Source organism: Pseudomonas sp. LS.1a (assembly GCF_022533585.1).
Classification (GTDB): domain Bacteria; phylum Pseudomonadota; class Gammaproteobacteria; order Pseudomonadales; family Pseudomonadaceae; genus Aquipseudomonas.
On record NZ_CP092827.1, the window covers coordinates 2,556,288 to 2,570,282 of the forward strand.

At 62.9% G+C, this 13,995-nt stretch carries 14 protein-coding genes and 1 pseudogene; 2 read left to right on the forward strand and 13 right to left on the reverse strand.

Annotated elements, in window-relative coordinates:
* Nucleotides 1–71: 71 nt before the first annotated feature.
* The 11 genes and pseudogenes from MKK04_RS11730 to mcpP all read right to left on the reverse strand — a co-directional run.
* The gene (locus MKK04_RS11730) at nucleotides 72–2,273 is read right to left on the reverse strand and encodes an LTA synthase family protein (protein ID WP_241106631.1); all 2,202 of its coding nucleotides are present in this window, start codon (nucleotides 2,271–2,273) and stop codon (nucleotides 72–74) included.
* Nucleotides 2,274–2,408: 135 nt separating this feature from the next.
* Nucleotides 2,409–3,689 (reverse strand): hypothetical protein, encoded by a 1,281-nt coding sequence (locus tag MKK04_RS11735; RefSeq protein ID WP_207835121.1) that lies wholly within the window; start codon nucleotides 3,687–3,689, stop codon nucleotides 2,409–2,411.
* Between the two features lie 46 nt (nucleotides 3,690–3,735).
* Nucleotides 3,736–4,488, reverse strand: coding sequence for a hypothetical protein (locus tag MKK04_RS11740; RefSeq protein WP_241106632.1), 753 nt, complete (start codon nucleotides 4,486–4,488; stop codon nucleotides 3,736–3,738).
* Between the two features lie 45 nt (nucleotides 4,489–4,533).
* On the reverse strand, nucleotides 4,534–5,214 hold the full coding sequence (locus MKK04_RS11745; RefSeq protein ID WP_144173672.1) for a C39 family peptidase: 681 nt from the start codon (nucleotides 5,212–5,214) through the stop codon (nucleotides 4,534–4,536).
* Between the two features lie 62 nt (nucleotides 5,215–5,276).
* Nucleotides 5,277–6,587, reverse strand: coding sequence for a heme utilization protein (locus MKK04_RS11750; RefSeq protein WP_207835116.1), 1,311 nt, complete (start codon nucleotides 6,585–6,587; stop codon nucleotides 5,277–5,279).
* Between the two features lie 49 nt (nucleotides 6,588–6,636).
* On the reverse strand, nucleotides 6,637–7,215 hold the full coding sequence (locus MKK04_RS11755; protein WP_233694195.1) for an adhesin: 579 nt from the start codon (nucleotides 7,213–7,215) through the stop codon (nucleotides 6,637–6,639).
* Between the two features lies 1 nt (nucleotide 7,216).
* On the reverse strand, nucleotides 7,217–7,651 hold the full coding sequence (locus tag MKK04_RS11760) for a hypothetical protein (RefSeq protein ID WP_233687424.1): 435 nt from the start codon (nucleotides 7,649–7,651) through the stop codon (nucleotides 7,217–7,219).
* 297 nt (nucleotides 7,652–7,948) lie between these two features.
* The gene (locus MKK04_RS11765) at nucleotides 7,949–8,518 is read right to left on the reverse strand and encodes an AAA family ATPase (protein WP_207835110.1); all 570 of its coding nucleotides are present in this window, start codon (nucleotides 8,516–8,518) and stop codon (nucleotides 7,949–7,951) included.
* A complete protein-coding gene (pnuC, locus tag MKK04_RS11770) occupies nucleotides 8,515–9,081 on the reverse strand; it encodes a nicotinamide riboside transporter PnuC (RefSeq protein WP_207835108.1) in 567 nt (188 codons plus the stop codon). Before pnuC ends, MKK04_RS11765 begins: the two co-directional genes overlap by 4 nt.
* A gap of 258 nt (nucleotides 9,082–9,339) precedes the next feature.
* On the reverse strand, nucleotides 9,340–10,074 hold the full coding sequence (locus MKK04_RS26670) for a methyl-accepting chemotaxis protein (protein ID WP_442964571.1): 735 nt from the start codon (nucleotides 10,072–10,074) through the stop codon (nucleotides 9,340–9,342).
* Nucleotides 10,075–10,212: 138 nt separating this feature from the next.
* Nucleotides 10,213–10,974 (reverse strand): annotated as a pseudogene (mcpP, locus tag MKK04_RS26675) (methyl-accepting chemotaxis protein McpP); the annotation flags it as partial.
* Nucleotides 10,975–11,273: 299 nt separating this feature from the next.
* Between mcpP and MKK04_RS11780 the strand changes: the two are divergent.
* Together MKK04_RS11780 and MKK04_RS11785 are read left to right on the forward strand one after the other, a co-directional pair.
* A complete protein-coding gene (locus tag MKK04_RS11780) occupies nucleotides 11,274–12,104 on the forward strand; it encodes an undecaprenyl-diphosphate phosphatase (RefSeq protein ID WP_003258998.1) in 831 nt (276 codons plus the stop codon).
* On the forward strand, nucleotides 12,097–12,510 hold the full coding sequence (locus tag MKK04_RS11785) for a DUF1294 domain-containing protein (RefSeq protein WP_063914868.1): 414 nt from the start codon (nucleotides 12,097–12,099) through the stop codon (nucleotides 12,508–12,510). Before MKK04_RS11780 ends, MKK04_RS11785 begins: the two co-directional genes overlap by 8 nt.
* Nucleotides 12,511–12,630: 120 nt before the next feature.
* On the opposite strand, the gene MKK04_RS11790 is transcribed toward MKK04_RS11785, so the two are convergent.
* Nucleotides 12,631–12,990 carry an MmcQ/YjbR family DNA-binding protein gene (locus MKK04_RS11790; RefSeq protein WP_207835096.1) on the reverse strand — a complete coding sequence of 120 codons (360 nt, stop codon included), beginning with the start codon at nucleotides 12,988–12,990 and terminating at the stop codon, nucleotides 12,631–12,633.
* The gene (locus MKK04_RS11795) at nucleotides 12,983–13,885 is read right to left on the reverse strand and encodes a LysR substrate-binding domain-containing protein (protein ID WP_207835094.1); all 903 of its coding nucleotides are present in this window, start codon (nucleotides 13,883–13,885) and stop codon (nucleotides 12,983–12,985) included. The genes MKK04_RS11790 and MKK04_RS11795 overlap by 8 nt, the downstream gene beginning before the upstream one ends.
* Nucleotides 13,886–13,995 lie beyond the last annotated feature (110 nt).

Consider the following 13,995-nt stretch of genomic DNA (forward strand, 5'->3'; position numbering starts at 1 on the left):
TCACACACTAGTCGAGCACGGGCGGGTTGAATCGACAGGCCGCGCAGGCCGGGCGATGAGCGGTACTGCGCTTAGCCCGAATGGGCGATATGCCCCTCGCTCAGTTCATCCGCTGCCTCATCTTCCCCAGGCAGCGCGGTGATCACGCTGAAGTCGCTGATTTCCACCTGGCCACCGCCATAGCCCAGCAAATGGAAGGAAAACGCCTTGCGTGCGGTCGGGTTGTCGAAGCTGAACTCCATCTCCAGCGGCTCATCGGTGGTGACTTTCACTTCGTCAGGCAAGCCCAGCGGTACGTCCTGCTCCAACTGCTTGGCCTTGAGCTGGATATAGGCTGCGCGCTGAGGGTCCAGCGAGCGTACCTTGACCCGCACGCGGGTATGCGAGCCCTCGGGCATTTCCAGGTACTGGGCGCCGATCAGGTTGTCGGCCCAGTCATCGTGAATGCGCTTGCGCAGCTTGATCGGCGATGGGCCGCCGAACTGGTAACGCAGGTTGAGCGGTGTTTGCAGCAGGGACTGGTCGAGCACCCCGGCGAGGGCAACGATCTGCTGGCCGAGCAGGCTGTCGCCAGGGCCAAGGTAACGTGCCTGGTCGGCGATGAAGCCCTCGCTGGCGTAACGCCGGCAGCGCTGTTGGAAGTCGCATTCGGTGAACACGCCCTGGCCGTCGTGATAACGCAGCATGCCGTTGGTGTAGGAGATCATCTCGCGACCGCTGTCGTAGTCGCGGTACAGCGAGCGACCGCCGAGCGCCACTGGGATGGGCAGGGCAAAGTAGTCGAGCAGGGAAGTGGCCAGGTCAATATGGCCGTAGGTTCCGCGCTTGATCCGTGGCAACTGCCCCTGCTCCGGCGCCAGGGTGAGGTTGAAGCCCCAGGACGAGGCCAGGCGCACACCGTCGATGCCGTGGGACTCGTCGGAAGTTACCACCACCAGGGTGTCCTTGAGTACGCCCTGGCGTTCGAGGTTGTCGAGGAACGCCCCGAGCGCGTCGTCCAGGTAGGCGACTGCCGCCTGTTTCGGCGTGTCATAGCGCTCCAGGTATTCGGCCGGTGCCGAGTACGGCTGGTGGGTGCCCACGGTGAGCAGGGTCAGCATCCAGGGTTTGTCCTGCTTTTGCAGCTGCCCGACATAGTCCAGCGCACCTTCGAAGAAGGCCCGGTCATCCTTGCCCCAGGGGAATTCCAGGTAGTTCTTGTTGCGGAACCACTCCTGGCCGTGCACCGCGTCAAAGCCGATGTGCGGCATGATGCGGTCCTTGGCCATGAAACGCAGGCCGGCGCCTTGCAGGTAGTGGGTGGTAAAACCGGCCTGGCGCAACTGCGCCGGCAGGCAGGCCTGGTTGCGTTCGTTCTGGGTCAGCAGTTCCATGCCCTTGGGCGTGCCGTTGGCCAGTTTGTCGTAGTCACCGCACAGCATCGCGTACAGGCCACGGATGGTCTGGTGGGTATGCAGCACGTAGTCCGGGGTGTTCATGCCGCGCTCGGCCCACTGGCTGAGCTTGGGCATCAGCTCTTCGTCGAAGCGGCTGTGCAGGGCCTGGCGGTTGGGCCGCAGGTAGGCCCCGGGGATGCCTTCCACGGTGATGACCAGCAGGTTACGGGCGTTACCTGGGCCGGCTAGCAGGCGTTGGCCATGCAGGTCGGACTGGGTCAGGCCAGTGCTGGCCAGGGGCGTGAAGGTTTGCGTCCGGCCCATCCAGCCTTCGACCTGGCGTTGCAGGTTACCGGCCCCGGCCGACAGCAGTTGGTGGGTGAGGTTGTATTGCCGCCATTGGTCGGCGTCGGAAGGTACCAGTTGCTGGCTGCCCCAATGGGCGCCAAACAGCAGCAGCGGAATGGCCCAGGCCTTGCGTGGCAGTGGCTGGCTGCGTTGTGTGCGGCTGCGCCAGGCGGTGGCCAGCCAGGCCAGCAGGCCGGCGCCCATGGCCCAGGGCAGCCAGGCATGGGCCAGACCGCCACCGGTCGAATTGCCCATGAACTGCGGGTCGACCAGATACGTCAGGTCGGCGCTGGTGGGCAGGCGGCCCACCGCGCTCACCAATTCGGCCGAAGCCACCCAGAGGGCCACCCAGGCCAGCAATACGGGCAGCGCCAGCCACCACGGCCGACGGTGCAGCAGCAAGACCAGCAGGCTGCCGAGGGCAAGGTCGGACAGGTAACCGAGCGGGTTGGACCAACCCAGCATGGCGCGCGTACCCAGTGGGATCACCAGTACCAGGGTCGCCAGGGCGACAAGCCGGGTACGTGGGTGGTCTGACAGGTTCTTCACAAAAACATCCCTTTTGCCATTAAAACGTCATGCATCTGTGCTTGATGATAACAGGACGGGGCAATGAAGGCGGTCCGGGACAAGGCTGGTAACCAAAAGCCGGGCCCGTTCGCGCGGGCCCGCCGATGGCAAGTCTCAGAAGTAGTAGGGGAATTTCAGGCTGAAGGAAAAGTCTGGCGCGTCATCGGTCAGACCAATGGCCAGGTTGGGCACGATGGTCAGGTTGTCGGTGGCGGCGAAGGTCATGCCGATATTGAAGTTGGCCGCGTTGTAGTCGCTGTTGGAGATCGACTGCCAGTCGCCGCCATCCGGTTTGATCTTGCTCTTGCGGGCGAACTGGTCGGACACCGAGAACGACATGCTCATCTTCTCGTTCAGGGCAAAGGCGATACCGCCGCCGATCTGCCAGGAGTCCCCCAGCTTCACGTCACCCGGCACCTTGCTGTTGGCCTGCGGGCTGATGTCGCTGAACGAGTCTTCCATGTTGTAGGTGTAGGACAGGCTGCCGAACAGCACGGCCGGGTCGAAGGTCTTGACCAGCGAGATGCCTGGCGTGATCGACCAGACGCCGTTGCCGGTCGGCAGGCTTTCCGGCACTGACAGGTTGTCGTTGCCGGGCACTTCGCGCAGCTTGATGCCATACGGGTCCTTGCCGGTGGGTGCCTTGATGCGCAGGGTAGCCACGGCGTCGGGCCAGGTCTCCGATTCGTCGAGGAACTTGTAGGCCACGCCGACGTTGATATCGCCGATTTCCGGGTCGCGAGTGACGGTTTCGTCGGAGGTGCTCGGCCCGGCACCGCCCGCGCCGCCGGAGGAATAGGTGGACTGGCGATACACCACCGGTACGTTGATGTCGAACTGCCAGCGCTGCGCCACGTTATAGCGCGCGGTCATGTCCAGGGTCCAGTTGTCTGCCTTGATCCGGTCGAGGTTGATGCTGCCCAGGAAGATAGAGTCCAGCGCCAGGAAACCGTTGAGCACCAGTGCCCGGGTATCGTAGTGGGTGTAGGTGACGCCGGTCTCGAAGCTGAACTTGCCGCCGCCGAAGAAGCCGCTGGCCTCGTCATACAGGTTGGATACGCTCTGTGCCGGTTCGGCGTCGGCGGTCAGCGCCTGGCCATAGGAGCTGCCGGTGGTGCCCGGCGCGCCCGAGGCCACTGTCTGCGCGCCCTTTACCCCTTCGGCGGGGGACCTGACCAGGCGTTTGGGTGGCGGCGCTGCCGGGGTTTCCTCAACCTGGCGTACGCGTTGCTCCAGCACCATCAGCGCTTGCTGCTGGGCTTCGTAGCGCCGTTTCAGCTCGTTCAGTTCCTGCTTGAGAGCCTCGACCTGAGGGTCGGCAGCTGCATAGAGCAATGTGGCCGGGGCCAAGGTAGTCAAGCATACAAAAGCTTGTAGCGTTAAAGATCGGTGCATGGAATTGCCGTCCCTGCCGACTACTTTTGATGAGACTGAGCGTAGATCAGTATCCGAAAGTGCGAAGACCTTTGAGCTGGTCGAGACTGCCGTTCAGCGACGCGGCTGTCGGCACGTTCTCGCGCATGACCACGTTGAGGGATGTGACGTTGTTGACGTGGTTGCCATTGCCAAGCAGCGTCGAGTTCTGCATCAGGCCACCCTGGGCCAGGCGCTGTACGCTGCTACCCTGGTTGTTGCTGGCATTGATGTTGAGTTGCACGCCAACACCGGTCGACGACACGCTGAACGAGCCTGCACCGTTTTCGCCGACCAGGGTCTGGCCCGCGGCCAGTACCTGGCCCTGTGGTTGTGTGGCTGGTGCCTGGTTGGCCTTGGTCACATTGATGTCAACGTTGTTGTAGGCGGTGTTGTTGTCACCGGCCGCGCGCACCACCTGGGTCACCCCTTCGGTGTTGTTGAGCCCGCTGCCGCCGGTGACCGTACCGTTGCCGGCGGAGGCAGCGCCGGCGGCGGTCGAACCGCTGCCTTTTTCGTCGATCAGCGACACATAGAACTGTGGCTTGATGGTCGACTGCTGGATCTGCAGGGTGGAAGTCGCACCGATCACCTCACCGTTGGCGTTCTGCCAGGTGCTGGTCATGACGATGCCGAAACTGACGATGCGCCCCGGCAGCACATAGCGCCCGCGCAAGTTCGCCAACTCCTGGTCTTTCAGTTCGATGGGCTTGAACGTTTCGGCGTGGGCCGGCAGGCTGGCTGCCAGGCAAACCACAGCGATCCAGAATGGATTCTTCATTGGGTGCTCCCCGGAGCGTCGTGCTCCTTGTCGTTGCAAGCGTCGTTAGAAGAAGTCGCTTTTGATGAAACCGAAGTCCAGAAGCTCTGCGTCCTGCACCGGGGTGAAGTTGTTCACCCGGCCCTTGGCGGTCAGGGGCAGGGGCGGATCGAGCAAGACGTTGTTCTTGTCGTAGCCCTGGCCGATCACGGCGAAGATGATGCCGTTCCAGCCCTTGAGAAAATCATCGACCTTGTAGCGCTTGTGGCCCAGTACCGGGTCACCGATGTACACCCAGCCCTTGTCGACCTTCTGCATGACCACGAAGTGCTTGTAGCCGCGCACGTCCATCAGTACCACGACCGGGATGCGCACGCTGTGCAGGGTCTCGGGTGCTACCCGGTAGCCGCGGGCACGCATTCCCAGGCTTTCCACGTAGCGTTTCATGTCGAGCATCGAGAAGCCTTGCGTGCGCACCAGGTCCTGGTCGGCGTGGGCCAGCATGCCCTCGATGATCTGTTGTTCGTCGACATCCAGCCAGTAGGCCTGGCGCAGGATGGTGGCCAGTGCGGCGGCGCCGCAGCTGAAGTCGGTCTTCTGTTGCACCAGGTCGGCGAACTTGCGTTCGCGTACGCTCTGGATGGGCTTGAACACCACGGCACCACCCGGCAAGACGGACAGCGGCATTTGTGCCGCTTCGCTCACGCTGGCCAGGCACAGCAAAAACGCCAAGGCAATAATGCGCATTGTCGGATGCCTTCCGGTTCTGTTGAAGAAAGGCCCCCCGAAGGGGGCCTCAAGCACAACGATCAGAACGAGGTGTTGGAGATGGCCAGCGAGTTGCTCTGCTGGTTGCCCACACCGGCTGCCACGTTCACGCCCAGGTTGCCGCTGCCACCGTTCACCGAACCGCTCAGGGTTGCGGTGTTGGTCACAGGGTTAGCCCAGCCGGTCGGGGTCAGTACCTGGAAGGACACGGTATTGCTCAGGTCGTACGAGCTGCTTTCGCTGTAGCTCTTCACCACGTCTTTCGACGACTCCTTCTGCTTGCTACCCGATTTCTCGAAGGAGGAGTCGAAAGCTTCCTCGAACGAGGAGTCAAACGACTTCTGGAACGACGAACTGGACGACTTGTCGCGGGTTTTTTCGATGGACGCCTCAAGCGATGCGCTCAGCGAAGCGTCCACAGACTCGCTGCGAGTGTGGTCGTGACGGCCATGGTCGCGGGTGACGGTGTGCGAAGCTTCGGCGGCCGCTTCCAGGGTCGCGCTCAGCGTCGCGTTGTAGCTGGAGCTCGATTCCTTGTTGCGCGAGCCGCTGACATCCACCGACTTGGAGCCGCTGGCATCCCAGCTGTTGCTGCCCCGCTTCTCGAAGCTCGACGACGAGCTCTTGTCGATGCTCAGGTTCGACGCGCTTTCCCGAGAGGCACTGCCGCTGGCCGATTTGGTGAAGGTCAGCGTATCAACCCGGTAGGTGCGGTCGGCGCTGTTGTTCACCACCAGGCCTGGGCCGTCCTGGTCGGCAGAGGCAGTGGCCGTGGCGTTACCCAGTGGTGCGTGGGTGTTGGCAATGGCCATGGTGTTTTTCTGCTGGTTCAGGTCGCCGCCAGCAATGTTGACACCCACGTTGCCTTCAGCGCCGTCGGCCGAGCCGCTCATGATCGCCGAAGACTGGGTAGACCAGTTGTCGACGCGGTTGCCGTTGCTGTACTGGCGAACGTCAGCGGTGGCTTCGGCGGTGCCGAAGACAAAGCTGTTGTCCAGGCTCGAGTCGGACGCTGCGTTGGCAATGGCCGCGGCGTTGTCCTGCTGGTTGCCGTTACCGGCCGCAACGTTGACACCGACGTTACCGCTGGCGCCAACGGCCGACTGGTTCATCTCGGCTTCGTTGATGGTCCCTTGGTTGGTGATGGTGTTGTCGGTGCTGCTCTGACTGTCCCAGGCATTGGCCGTTGCATACACAGGGATCTTGGTTGGGGGAGGCGTGTGATGACCATTGTTATGGTGGTGGCCGTTATGGTGGTCATTACGCCGATCATTTTGCCCAGCTTGTACAGCAACAGCCATGATCGCAGCAATTGCGAAAACCAGAGGCTTGATTGCCATCGAGGGTTTCATGGTGATTCTCCGTACTTTATAGGTTAAGTGTTGTTCTTAACTGGATGGGTCAATCCGCGACCCGTATGCTCAAGGTGTTGGCCATTCGGTTTCCCACCCCGGCACTCTGATTCAGCTGGATCACCCCGCGGCCACCGGTGAATGCCTGGTCACTGGTGGTGACCTGGCGATGGCCGGGTGGGGTGTCAGCTGGATCGGAGTTGTTGAACAGCGCCACGTTCTGTTGCATGAGGACGCTGTCGTCGATGCTTTGCGGCTGGGCACTGAGGCTTATGCGCAGTGCATTGGCTTGCTGGGTGTTGGCGCCGGCGCTCTGGTTCACCCCGAGGGCACCGCTGCCGTTGCTGAAGGCGTTGCCCTGGATGCTCGAGCGGGCATCCATCGCCGGGGCTGCGGGGGTGTTCAGGCGTTGGCGGATCAGCGTAGTGGCGCTGGCCCCGGGCCCCACGGCGAAGGCGCGGGCGTTGGCTTGTTGCTGCTGGTCACCGGCTGCCTGGTTGACCGACAGGTTGCCCTGGTAACGGCTGCCCGAACTATTGATGTCTGCGTTGTTGATCACCGGAACCGGGGATTGCGCGAAGGCCGAAGTACTGCACAACGTGGCCAGAATCAGCAGCGTGTGCTTCATCTCACTTGCCTCCGGTCAGGATCTGCAGCGGCGCCAGGCCGCGCTGCAAACTCGAATTGACCATGTTCGAGATGCCACTGCCCGAGCCTGTACCACGGCCACCGGCCAGGTTGGGCAACTGGGTCTGATTGTTGAGGTTGCCGCCCAGGTTGTTGGTCTGCTGGGTAATCAGCGTGCTGATACCCGCACCGCTGCTGATGTTGGCGAAGTCGCCATCACTCAGTTCGCTGGTTTGCTTGAGGATGTGGGCGGAAGGGTTGGCGTTGGCGGTGGTGGGGTTCGGGTCGGGTCGCAACGGCGGGACCACGGCGTTGCGTGTCTGCACATCACGGGTTATCACGATGATGCCGTTGTCGGCCTGGGCCGTCAGGCTCAACGAGCCCAGCACACAGCTCATCAGCAACAGGTAATAAAGGCCTTTGTCAGGTTTCCTCACGACGGCAACTCCTTCTATAGAACGCTGGCCCTGTTCAGCGATACGAAGGAGCGAGCAGAAGGTGTGCCGCTTTTGAGAAGCGTTTTCAGATCAACAGCTTAAGGTCAATGCCTGACAAACTGCGGCGTATTCTGTCTCAGGGTTGAAACAGGCAGCCGTGAGCGCTGCCGGCAAAGCCCGTGGTGGCCTTGATTGGAAGGGTCTTTGCAAGGGTGTATCAGCGGCTTGACACTACCCCCGAAGCAGGGGGAAACCCCGCAATTTCGGGGCCTTTGCCCCTTGGAGTGTGTCAGTGGGTTAACATTCGGTGGGGCAGGATGGCGCATCGCTATCAATGAGCTTAGCCACTGTTTGCAGTGCCAGCAACTGGCGCTGTGGCCAATTGCCTTCAATTATTTGGTATGCCTGGTCATGCCGTTGCAGCCAGTGCAGGCTGTCGTCGAAAAAGCGCTGGCGGTCGCTCAGTTCGGGCTGGCTGCGCTGGCCATCGGCAACCCAATCCACGCCCTGCGGGCTTAGCAACAGATGCAGGTGGTAATGCCGCGCCAGCAAAGCCTGTTCCAGCCAGGCAGGGCAGTCGTCGAAGAGAGCGTGGCTCCAGAGCATGTTGCTGAGCAGGTGGGTGTCGAGAATCAGTAGCGGCGGCGCCTGCTCGCGGGCGTGGTCTTCCCAGGCCAGCTGGCCGCGGGCGATGGTGGGGATATCGGCGTAGCAGGTGTCGCGGCCTTCCTGGTCGATGAAGTGGCGCACGTATTCGGCCACCACCACGCCGCCGAAATGCGCCTGGATCACCCCGCTGAGCCAGCTTTTGCCGCTGGATTCCGGGCCGCACAGCACCACCACTTTCATGGCCTGCGCCGCGCTCATGGCTGCACCAGCGCCGGGTCACGGCGCCATTCCAGCCAGCCGCGCACGGCAATCAGGGTCAGCACGGCGAAGAAGCCCGCGGTGAAGTACAGCTGCTGGTGCAGGTACAAGCCCACGTAGACGATGTCTACCACCACCCACAGCGGCCAGCACTGCAGGCGCTTCTGCGCCATCCACAGTTGTGCCACCAGGCTGAAGCCGGTCAGGCTGGCGTCCAGCCAGGGCAGGGCGGCGTCGGTCCAGTTGGCCATGGCCGCGCCCAGGGCGGCGCTCAGCAGCACCCCGACGGCCAGGCCGGTGAACAATGCCGGGCGTTGCAGGCGTGAGACCTGCCGGGCGTCTTCAGCATGGCCTGGGCGCTTCCATTGCCACCAGCCGTAAACTTGCAGGATGGCGTAGGCCAGTTGCAGCAGCATGCCTGAATACAGCTTTACTTCGTAGAACAGCCAGCCATAGATCAGCACCATGACCAGGCCGATCGGCCAGCACCAGGCGTTCTGCTTGACCGTGAGCCAGACAGCGGTGACGCCGAGGACGGCGGCGATGAGTTCAAGGCCGGACATCGGCGATCCTTGGAGACTACGGGAGGGGCGTGATTGTAGCGGGTCGGTTGGGGAAGGTGTAGGGCGTTGGGGCCACTCCCACAGGACTGCACATGACTCATTGAGTTAGCAGGGAGCCTGTGGGAGCGGCTTTAGCCGCGAATACCGGCGCAGCCGGTGCCAAGCACCGCGCTGGATTCTTCGCGGCTAAAGCCGCTCCCACAGGGTACGCGGATTGCTTGCAATTTCAGTTATCTACGCGACCACAGGGGCTTGGCCTTATACCCGGAACTGCCGCAACAGCTGCTCCAGCTCTTCGCTCAACTGCCCCAGTGCCGCCCCGGCATCGCTGGACTGCCGCGCCGCATCGGCGGTCTGCTGGGACAACCCCGCCGTATCCAGCACATTGCGGTTGATCTCTTCGACCACGTGCGACTGCTGCAAGGTGGCGCTGGCAATGGAGGCATTCAACGCGGTGAGGTTGTTCAGCGCCTGGTTGATGGCATCCAGGCTGGCACCGGCCTCGCGGGCCTGCTCGACGGTCTGGCGCGAGGCCTCGCTGCTGGTGTCGATGGCTTTGACCGCAGCGTCCGACTGGCTTTGCAGGTGCTCGATCATGGTATGGATCTCGGCCGTCGACTGCGCCGTGCGCTGGGCCAGCAGGCGGACCTCGTCGGCGACAACGGCAAAGCCACGGCCTTGCTCGCCGGCCCGCGCCGCCTCGATGGCTGCGTTCAGCGCCAGCAGGTTGGTCTGTTCGGCGATGGAGCGGATCACGTCCAGCACACCACCGATGCGCGTGCTGTGCCCGGCCAGGTCACGGATCACCTGCACGGCCTGGTCGATGGTCAGCGACAGCCGGTCGATCTGCGCCAGGCTGCCGTGAATGGCCTCCTGACCGTGTGCCACCTGCTGTTGCGCGGTGCGCATTTCCCCGGCAGCCTGCTCGGCGGTCTTGGCCACGTCCTGCACGGCGTAGGTCACTTCGTTGACCGCAGTGGCCACCTGGTCCATCTGCAACGATTGCTGGGCACTGTGCTGTTGCGCGGCCCCGGCATTGTCGCCGACATGTCCGGCGGACTGGGCCAGGGCATGTGCTGCCCCTTGCAACTGGCCGATCACGCCTTGCAGCTTGCCGTTGAAGCGGTTGAAGTGCTCGCCCAGCTGGGTGATTTCGTCGCGACCGTGAGTGTCCAGGCGCCGGGTCAGGTCGCTTTCGCCGCTGGCGATGTTACCCATGGCCTGCACTGCCTCTTGCAACGGGCGGGCGATGCTGCGGGCAATCAGCATGACCACCAGCGCCATCAGCAGAGCAATGGCCACGCCCACCAGCGAGGCATCGCGCAACTGACGGGCGAATTCGGCCTGCACGTCGTCGACGTACACGCCTGAGCCGATGATCCAGCCCCACGGCTTGAACAGCTGGATATAGGACGTCTTGGCCACCGGCTCGCTGGCACCGGGCTTGGGCCAGCGGTAGTTGACCGGCCCGGCATCCTGCTGTCGGGCCAGGGCGACCATCTCGTTGAAGACGGCAAAGCCATCGGGGTCGCGGATGGCCGACAGGTCCTGGCCGTCGAGCTTGGGGTTGGCCGGATGCATGATCATCTTCGGCCCCAGGTCGTTGATCCAGAAGTAGTCATCGTGGTCGTAGCGCAGCGCGCGTACCACTTGCAGTGCCTGTTGCTGGGCGGCTTCGCGGCTGAGCGTGCCGGCCGCCTCCAGGCCTTGGTAATAGGCCAGCACACCGGCTGCGGTCTGCACCACGTGGCGGGTCTTTTCCGCTTTGGCCTGGTACAGGTCACCGTGGATCTGGCGCAGCATCAGCAGGCCCAATACCACCAGCATGGCCACCGCCACCAAAAGGATCAGCCACAGACGGCGGCTGATAGACATCGATCTCAGGGTTTTCATCCCACAGCTCCCGCATTGTTCTTTTTATTCAGGCGCATCCAAGCATGCTTTGCGTCTGGCCCCCACCCGACTAATGGCTAAGTGCTATCCATCCAATAGTCTGCAGCAGGTTGTACAAGGCGTTTGCAAAGGCGCTCTGCTAGGATTTCGGCCGCGCCAGATGAAACCTTTAGGCGGCGTGAACTTTTCTACTGGCATTGCGCCCAACAGTCGCTGTAAAACAGCCGGGCCGCGTGCGGCAATTTCAAGCAAATCAAGAACAAGGGGCCTGCAACGAGCAGCGCTCCATCGGGGGAACGATGGATTTTTGGACTGCCTTCCAGGCAATCATCTTAGGCGTGGTCGAAGGGCTGACGGAGTTTCTGCCGATCTCCAGTACTGGCCACCAGATCATCGTCGCCGACCTGATCGGGTTTGGCGGCGAACGGGCCATGGCCTTCAACATCATCATTCAGCTGGCGGCGATCCTGGCGGTGGTATGGGAGTTTCGCGGCAAGATCTTCGACGTGGTCTTCGGCCTGACCAGCCAGCCCACGGCGCGGCGTTTCACCGGTAACCTGTTGCTGGCGTTCCTGCCGGCAGTGGTGCTGGGTGTGCTGTTCGCCGACCTGATTCACGAATATCTGTTCAACCCGATCACCGTGGCGGCGGCGCTGGTGGTGGGCGGGGTGATCATGCTGTGGGCCGAGCGCCGCGAGCACCGCGTGGAGGTGGACCACGTGGACGACATGCGCTGGAGCCACGCGCTGAAGATCGGCTTCATCCAGTGCCTGGCGATGATCCCGGGCACTTCGCGCTCCGGCTCGACCATTATCGGTGGCCTGCTGTTCGGCCTGTCGCGCAAGGCAGCGACCGAGTTCTCGTTCTTCCTGGCGATGCCGACCATGGTCGGTGCTGCGGTGTACTCGGGCTACAAGTACCGCGACCTGTTCCAGCCCGGCGACCTGCCGGTCTTTGCCATTGGCTTCGTGACCTCGTTCATCTTTGCCATGATTGCCGTGCGTGGCCTGCTCAAGTTCATTGCCAACCACAGCTACGCGGCGTTCGCCTGGTATCGCATTGCCTTTGGCCTGCTGATTCTGGCGACCTGGCAGTTTGGCTGGGTCGACTGGGCGACGGCTCATGGCTGAGGCCGCACGGGGGCAAAGGGGGGAGGGCGTACGTAATGTGCGCCTGAAGCTGCTGGTGTTGGGCCTGCTGTGCCTGCTGCCGGGTCTGGGCGCGGCGCGCATGGCCTGGGTCGATCAGGCCTGGTGGCCGCTGGCGCTGTACCCGGCAATGAGCCTGATCAGCCTGCTGTTGTATTGGCAGGATAAACAGCAGGCGCGTACCCAGGCCTGGCGAACGCCCGAGAAAGTGCTGCATGCCAGTGAGCTGCTGGGCGGCTGGCCGGGGGCGCTGCTGGCGCAGCAGCTGTATCGGCACAAGACGCGCAAGGTGTCGTACCAGTTGGTGTTCTGGGGCATTGTCCTAGTGCACCAGGTGTTCTGGGCGGACTGGCTGTTTCTTGGTGGGCGCTATCTGGCTTTTGGTTGACAGGTGGCTGTGCCGGCCTCTTCGCGGGCTTGCCCGCTCCCACAGGTACCACACAAGTCTTGAGGGCTGTGAAAATCCTGTGGGAGCGGGCAAGCCCGCGAAGAGGCCGGCACAGGGTATCTAGATCACCAACCCCACCTGCAACCGCTTCGGCAACCGCCGCACCACCAGCTGGTGCGAGCGTTGCAACGCATCACACAGCTCATCACGCCCCATGGGGTAGGGCAGCGCCATGCTGATCCATCGCGCCCTCGCCAGGTACGGCGCAGGCCGCACCCCCGGGCGGTCGCAATAGCCGAGAAACAGTTCGTCGGCCACCTTGAACGACAGCCCCGCACCTGCCAGGTCGAGCACCGCGAACATCTTGTTGCCTGCCACCGAAAACACCCGAATGCCGCCCCATTTGTAGTCTTCCCGCGCACCCGGCAGGCTCAGGCAAAACGCCGCCACCTCGGCTTCGCTCATGGTTCGCTCAGACATACTTTTCTCCACAGGCCTCGAACGACGTCGCCAGATGATCGATCCACACCCGTACCGCAGGCAGCAAACCGCGCCGGTGCGGGTACACCGCCTGCAAGTAGCCACCCGGTAGCGACCAGTCGGGCAGCAGGCGCACCAGTTCGCCGCGTTCCAGCTCTTCCTCGCAGAACATGCTGGGCAGCGCGGTAAACCCGAGGCCAGCGCGTACAGCAGCATTACGTACTACGAAATCATCGATGGCAAGGCGCGGTTCAAGGGCGATTTCCTGCTGCTTGCCATGGGGGCCGAACAGGCGGAAGTGTACCAGCCGGTCTGCCTCGGCGGCGCCCAGCACCGGCAATGAGGCCAGTTCGCCCGGTTCGCGGATGTGGTCGGCGAAACCAGGCGCGGCAACCAGTTGCATCTGTGCCTGGCGCAGGCGGCGGGTGACCAGGGCCGGGTCTTCATCGCCCAGGTCGCGCACGCGCAAGGCTACGTCGATGCCTTCGGAAATCAGGTCGACCCGGCGGTTGAGCAGCACCATGTCCAGTTGCACCAGCGGGTACTGCGCGAGAAATCGGCTGATCACATCTGGCAGGAAGGCGTGGGCCAATGCCACCGGGCAGGACACCCGCAAACGCCCGCGCGGTTCGCTGCTCATGCTGGCCACGGCTTCATCGGCGGCTTCGGCTTCCAGCAGCATGGCCTGGCAGTGGTGCAGGTAGCGCTCGCCCACCGCGGTGAGCTTCAGTTGCCGGGTGGTGCGTTGCAGCAAGCGTGTGCCCAGGCGTTCTTCAAGCTCGGCGATACGCCGCGACAGGCGCGACTTGGGGATGCCCAGCTGGCGGCCGGCAGCGGCGAAACCACCGGCTTCGACTACGCGGGCAAAGTAGAAGAGGTCGTTGAGGTCTTGCATGGGAATGTCTCACTGTTCCATCTGTGGGACAAACTAACGCATTTTTGCCGACTTATCAGCCATTGGTGAGGTCGGTAGGATTATCCCCATCGTGATCGCCCAACATCGCG

What these genes read in the sequence shown, in the direction of transcription:
- MKK04_RS11755 (WP_233694195.1), bottom strand. Translation starts at nt 7,215, where the DNA reads ATGAAGCACACGCTGCTGATTCTGGCCACGTTGTGCAGTACTTCGGCC.
- MKK04_RS11735 (WP_207835121.1), bottom strand. Translation starts at nt 3,689, where the DNA reads ATGCACCGATCTTTAACGCTACAAGCTTTTGTATGCTTGACTACCTTG.
- pnuC (WP_207835108.1), bottom strand. Translation starts at nt 9,081, where the DNA reads ATGTCCGGCCTTGAACTCATCGCCGCCGTCCTCGGCGTCACCGCTGTC.
- MKK04_RS11745 (WP_144173672.1), bottom strand. Translation starts at nt 5,214, where the DNA reads ATGCGCATTATTGCCTTGGCGTTTTTGCTGTGCCTGGCCAGCGTGAGC.
- MKK04_RS26670 (WP_442964571.1), bottom strand. Translation starts at nt 10,074, where the DNA reads ATGGACCAGGTGGCCACTGCGGTCAACGAAGTGACCTACGCCGTGCAG.
- MKK04_RS11750 (WP_207835116.1), bottom strand. Translation starts at nt 6,587, where the DNA reads ATGAAACCCTCGATGGCAATCAAGCCTCTGGTTTTCGCAATTGCTGCG.
- MKK04_RS11765 (WP_207835110.1), bottom strand. Translation starts at nt 8,518, where the DNA reads ATGAGCGCGGCGCAGGCCATGAAAGTGGTGGTGCTGTGCGGCCCGGAA.
- MKK04_RS11790 (WP_207835096.1), bottom strand. Translation starts at nt 12,990, where the DNA reads ATGTCTGAGCGAACCATGAGCGAAGCCGAGGTGGCGGCGTTTTGCCTG.
- MKK04_RS11740 (WP_241106632.1), bottom strand. Translation starts at nt 4,488, where the DNA reads ATGAAGAATCCATTCTGGATCGCTGTGGTTTGCCTGGCAGCCAGCCTG.
- MKK04_RS11785 (WP_063914868.1), top strand. Translation starts at nt 12,097, where the DNA reads ATGGCTGAGGCCGCACGGGGGCAAAGGGGGGAGGGCGTACGTAATGTG.
- MKK04_RS11780 (WP_003258998.1), top strand. Translation starts at nt 11,274, where the DNA reads ATGGATTTTTGGACTGCCTTCCAGGCAATCATCTTAGGCGTGGTCGAA.
- MKK04_RS11795 (WP_207835094.1), bottom strand. Translation starts at nt 13,885, where the DNA reads ATGCAAGACCTCAACGACCTCTTCTACTTTGCCCGCGTAGTCGAAGCC.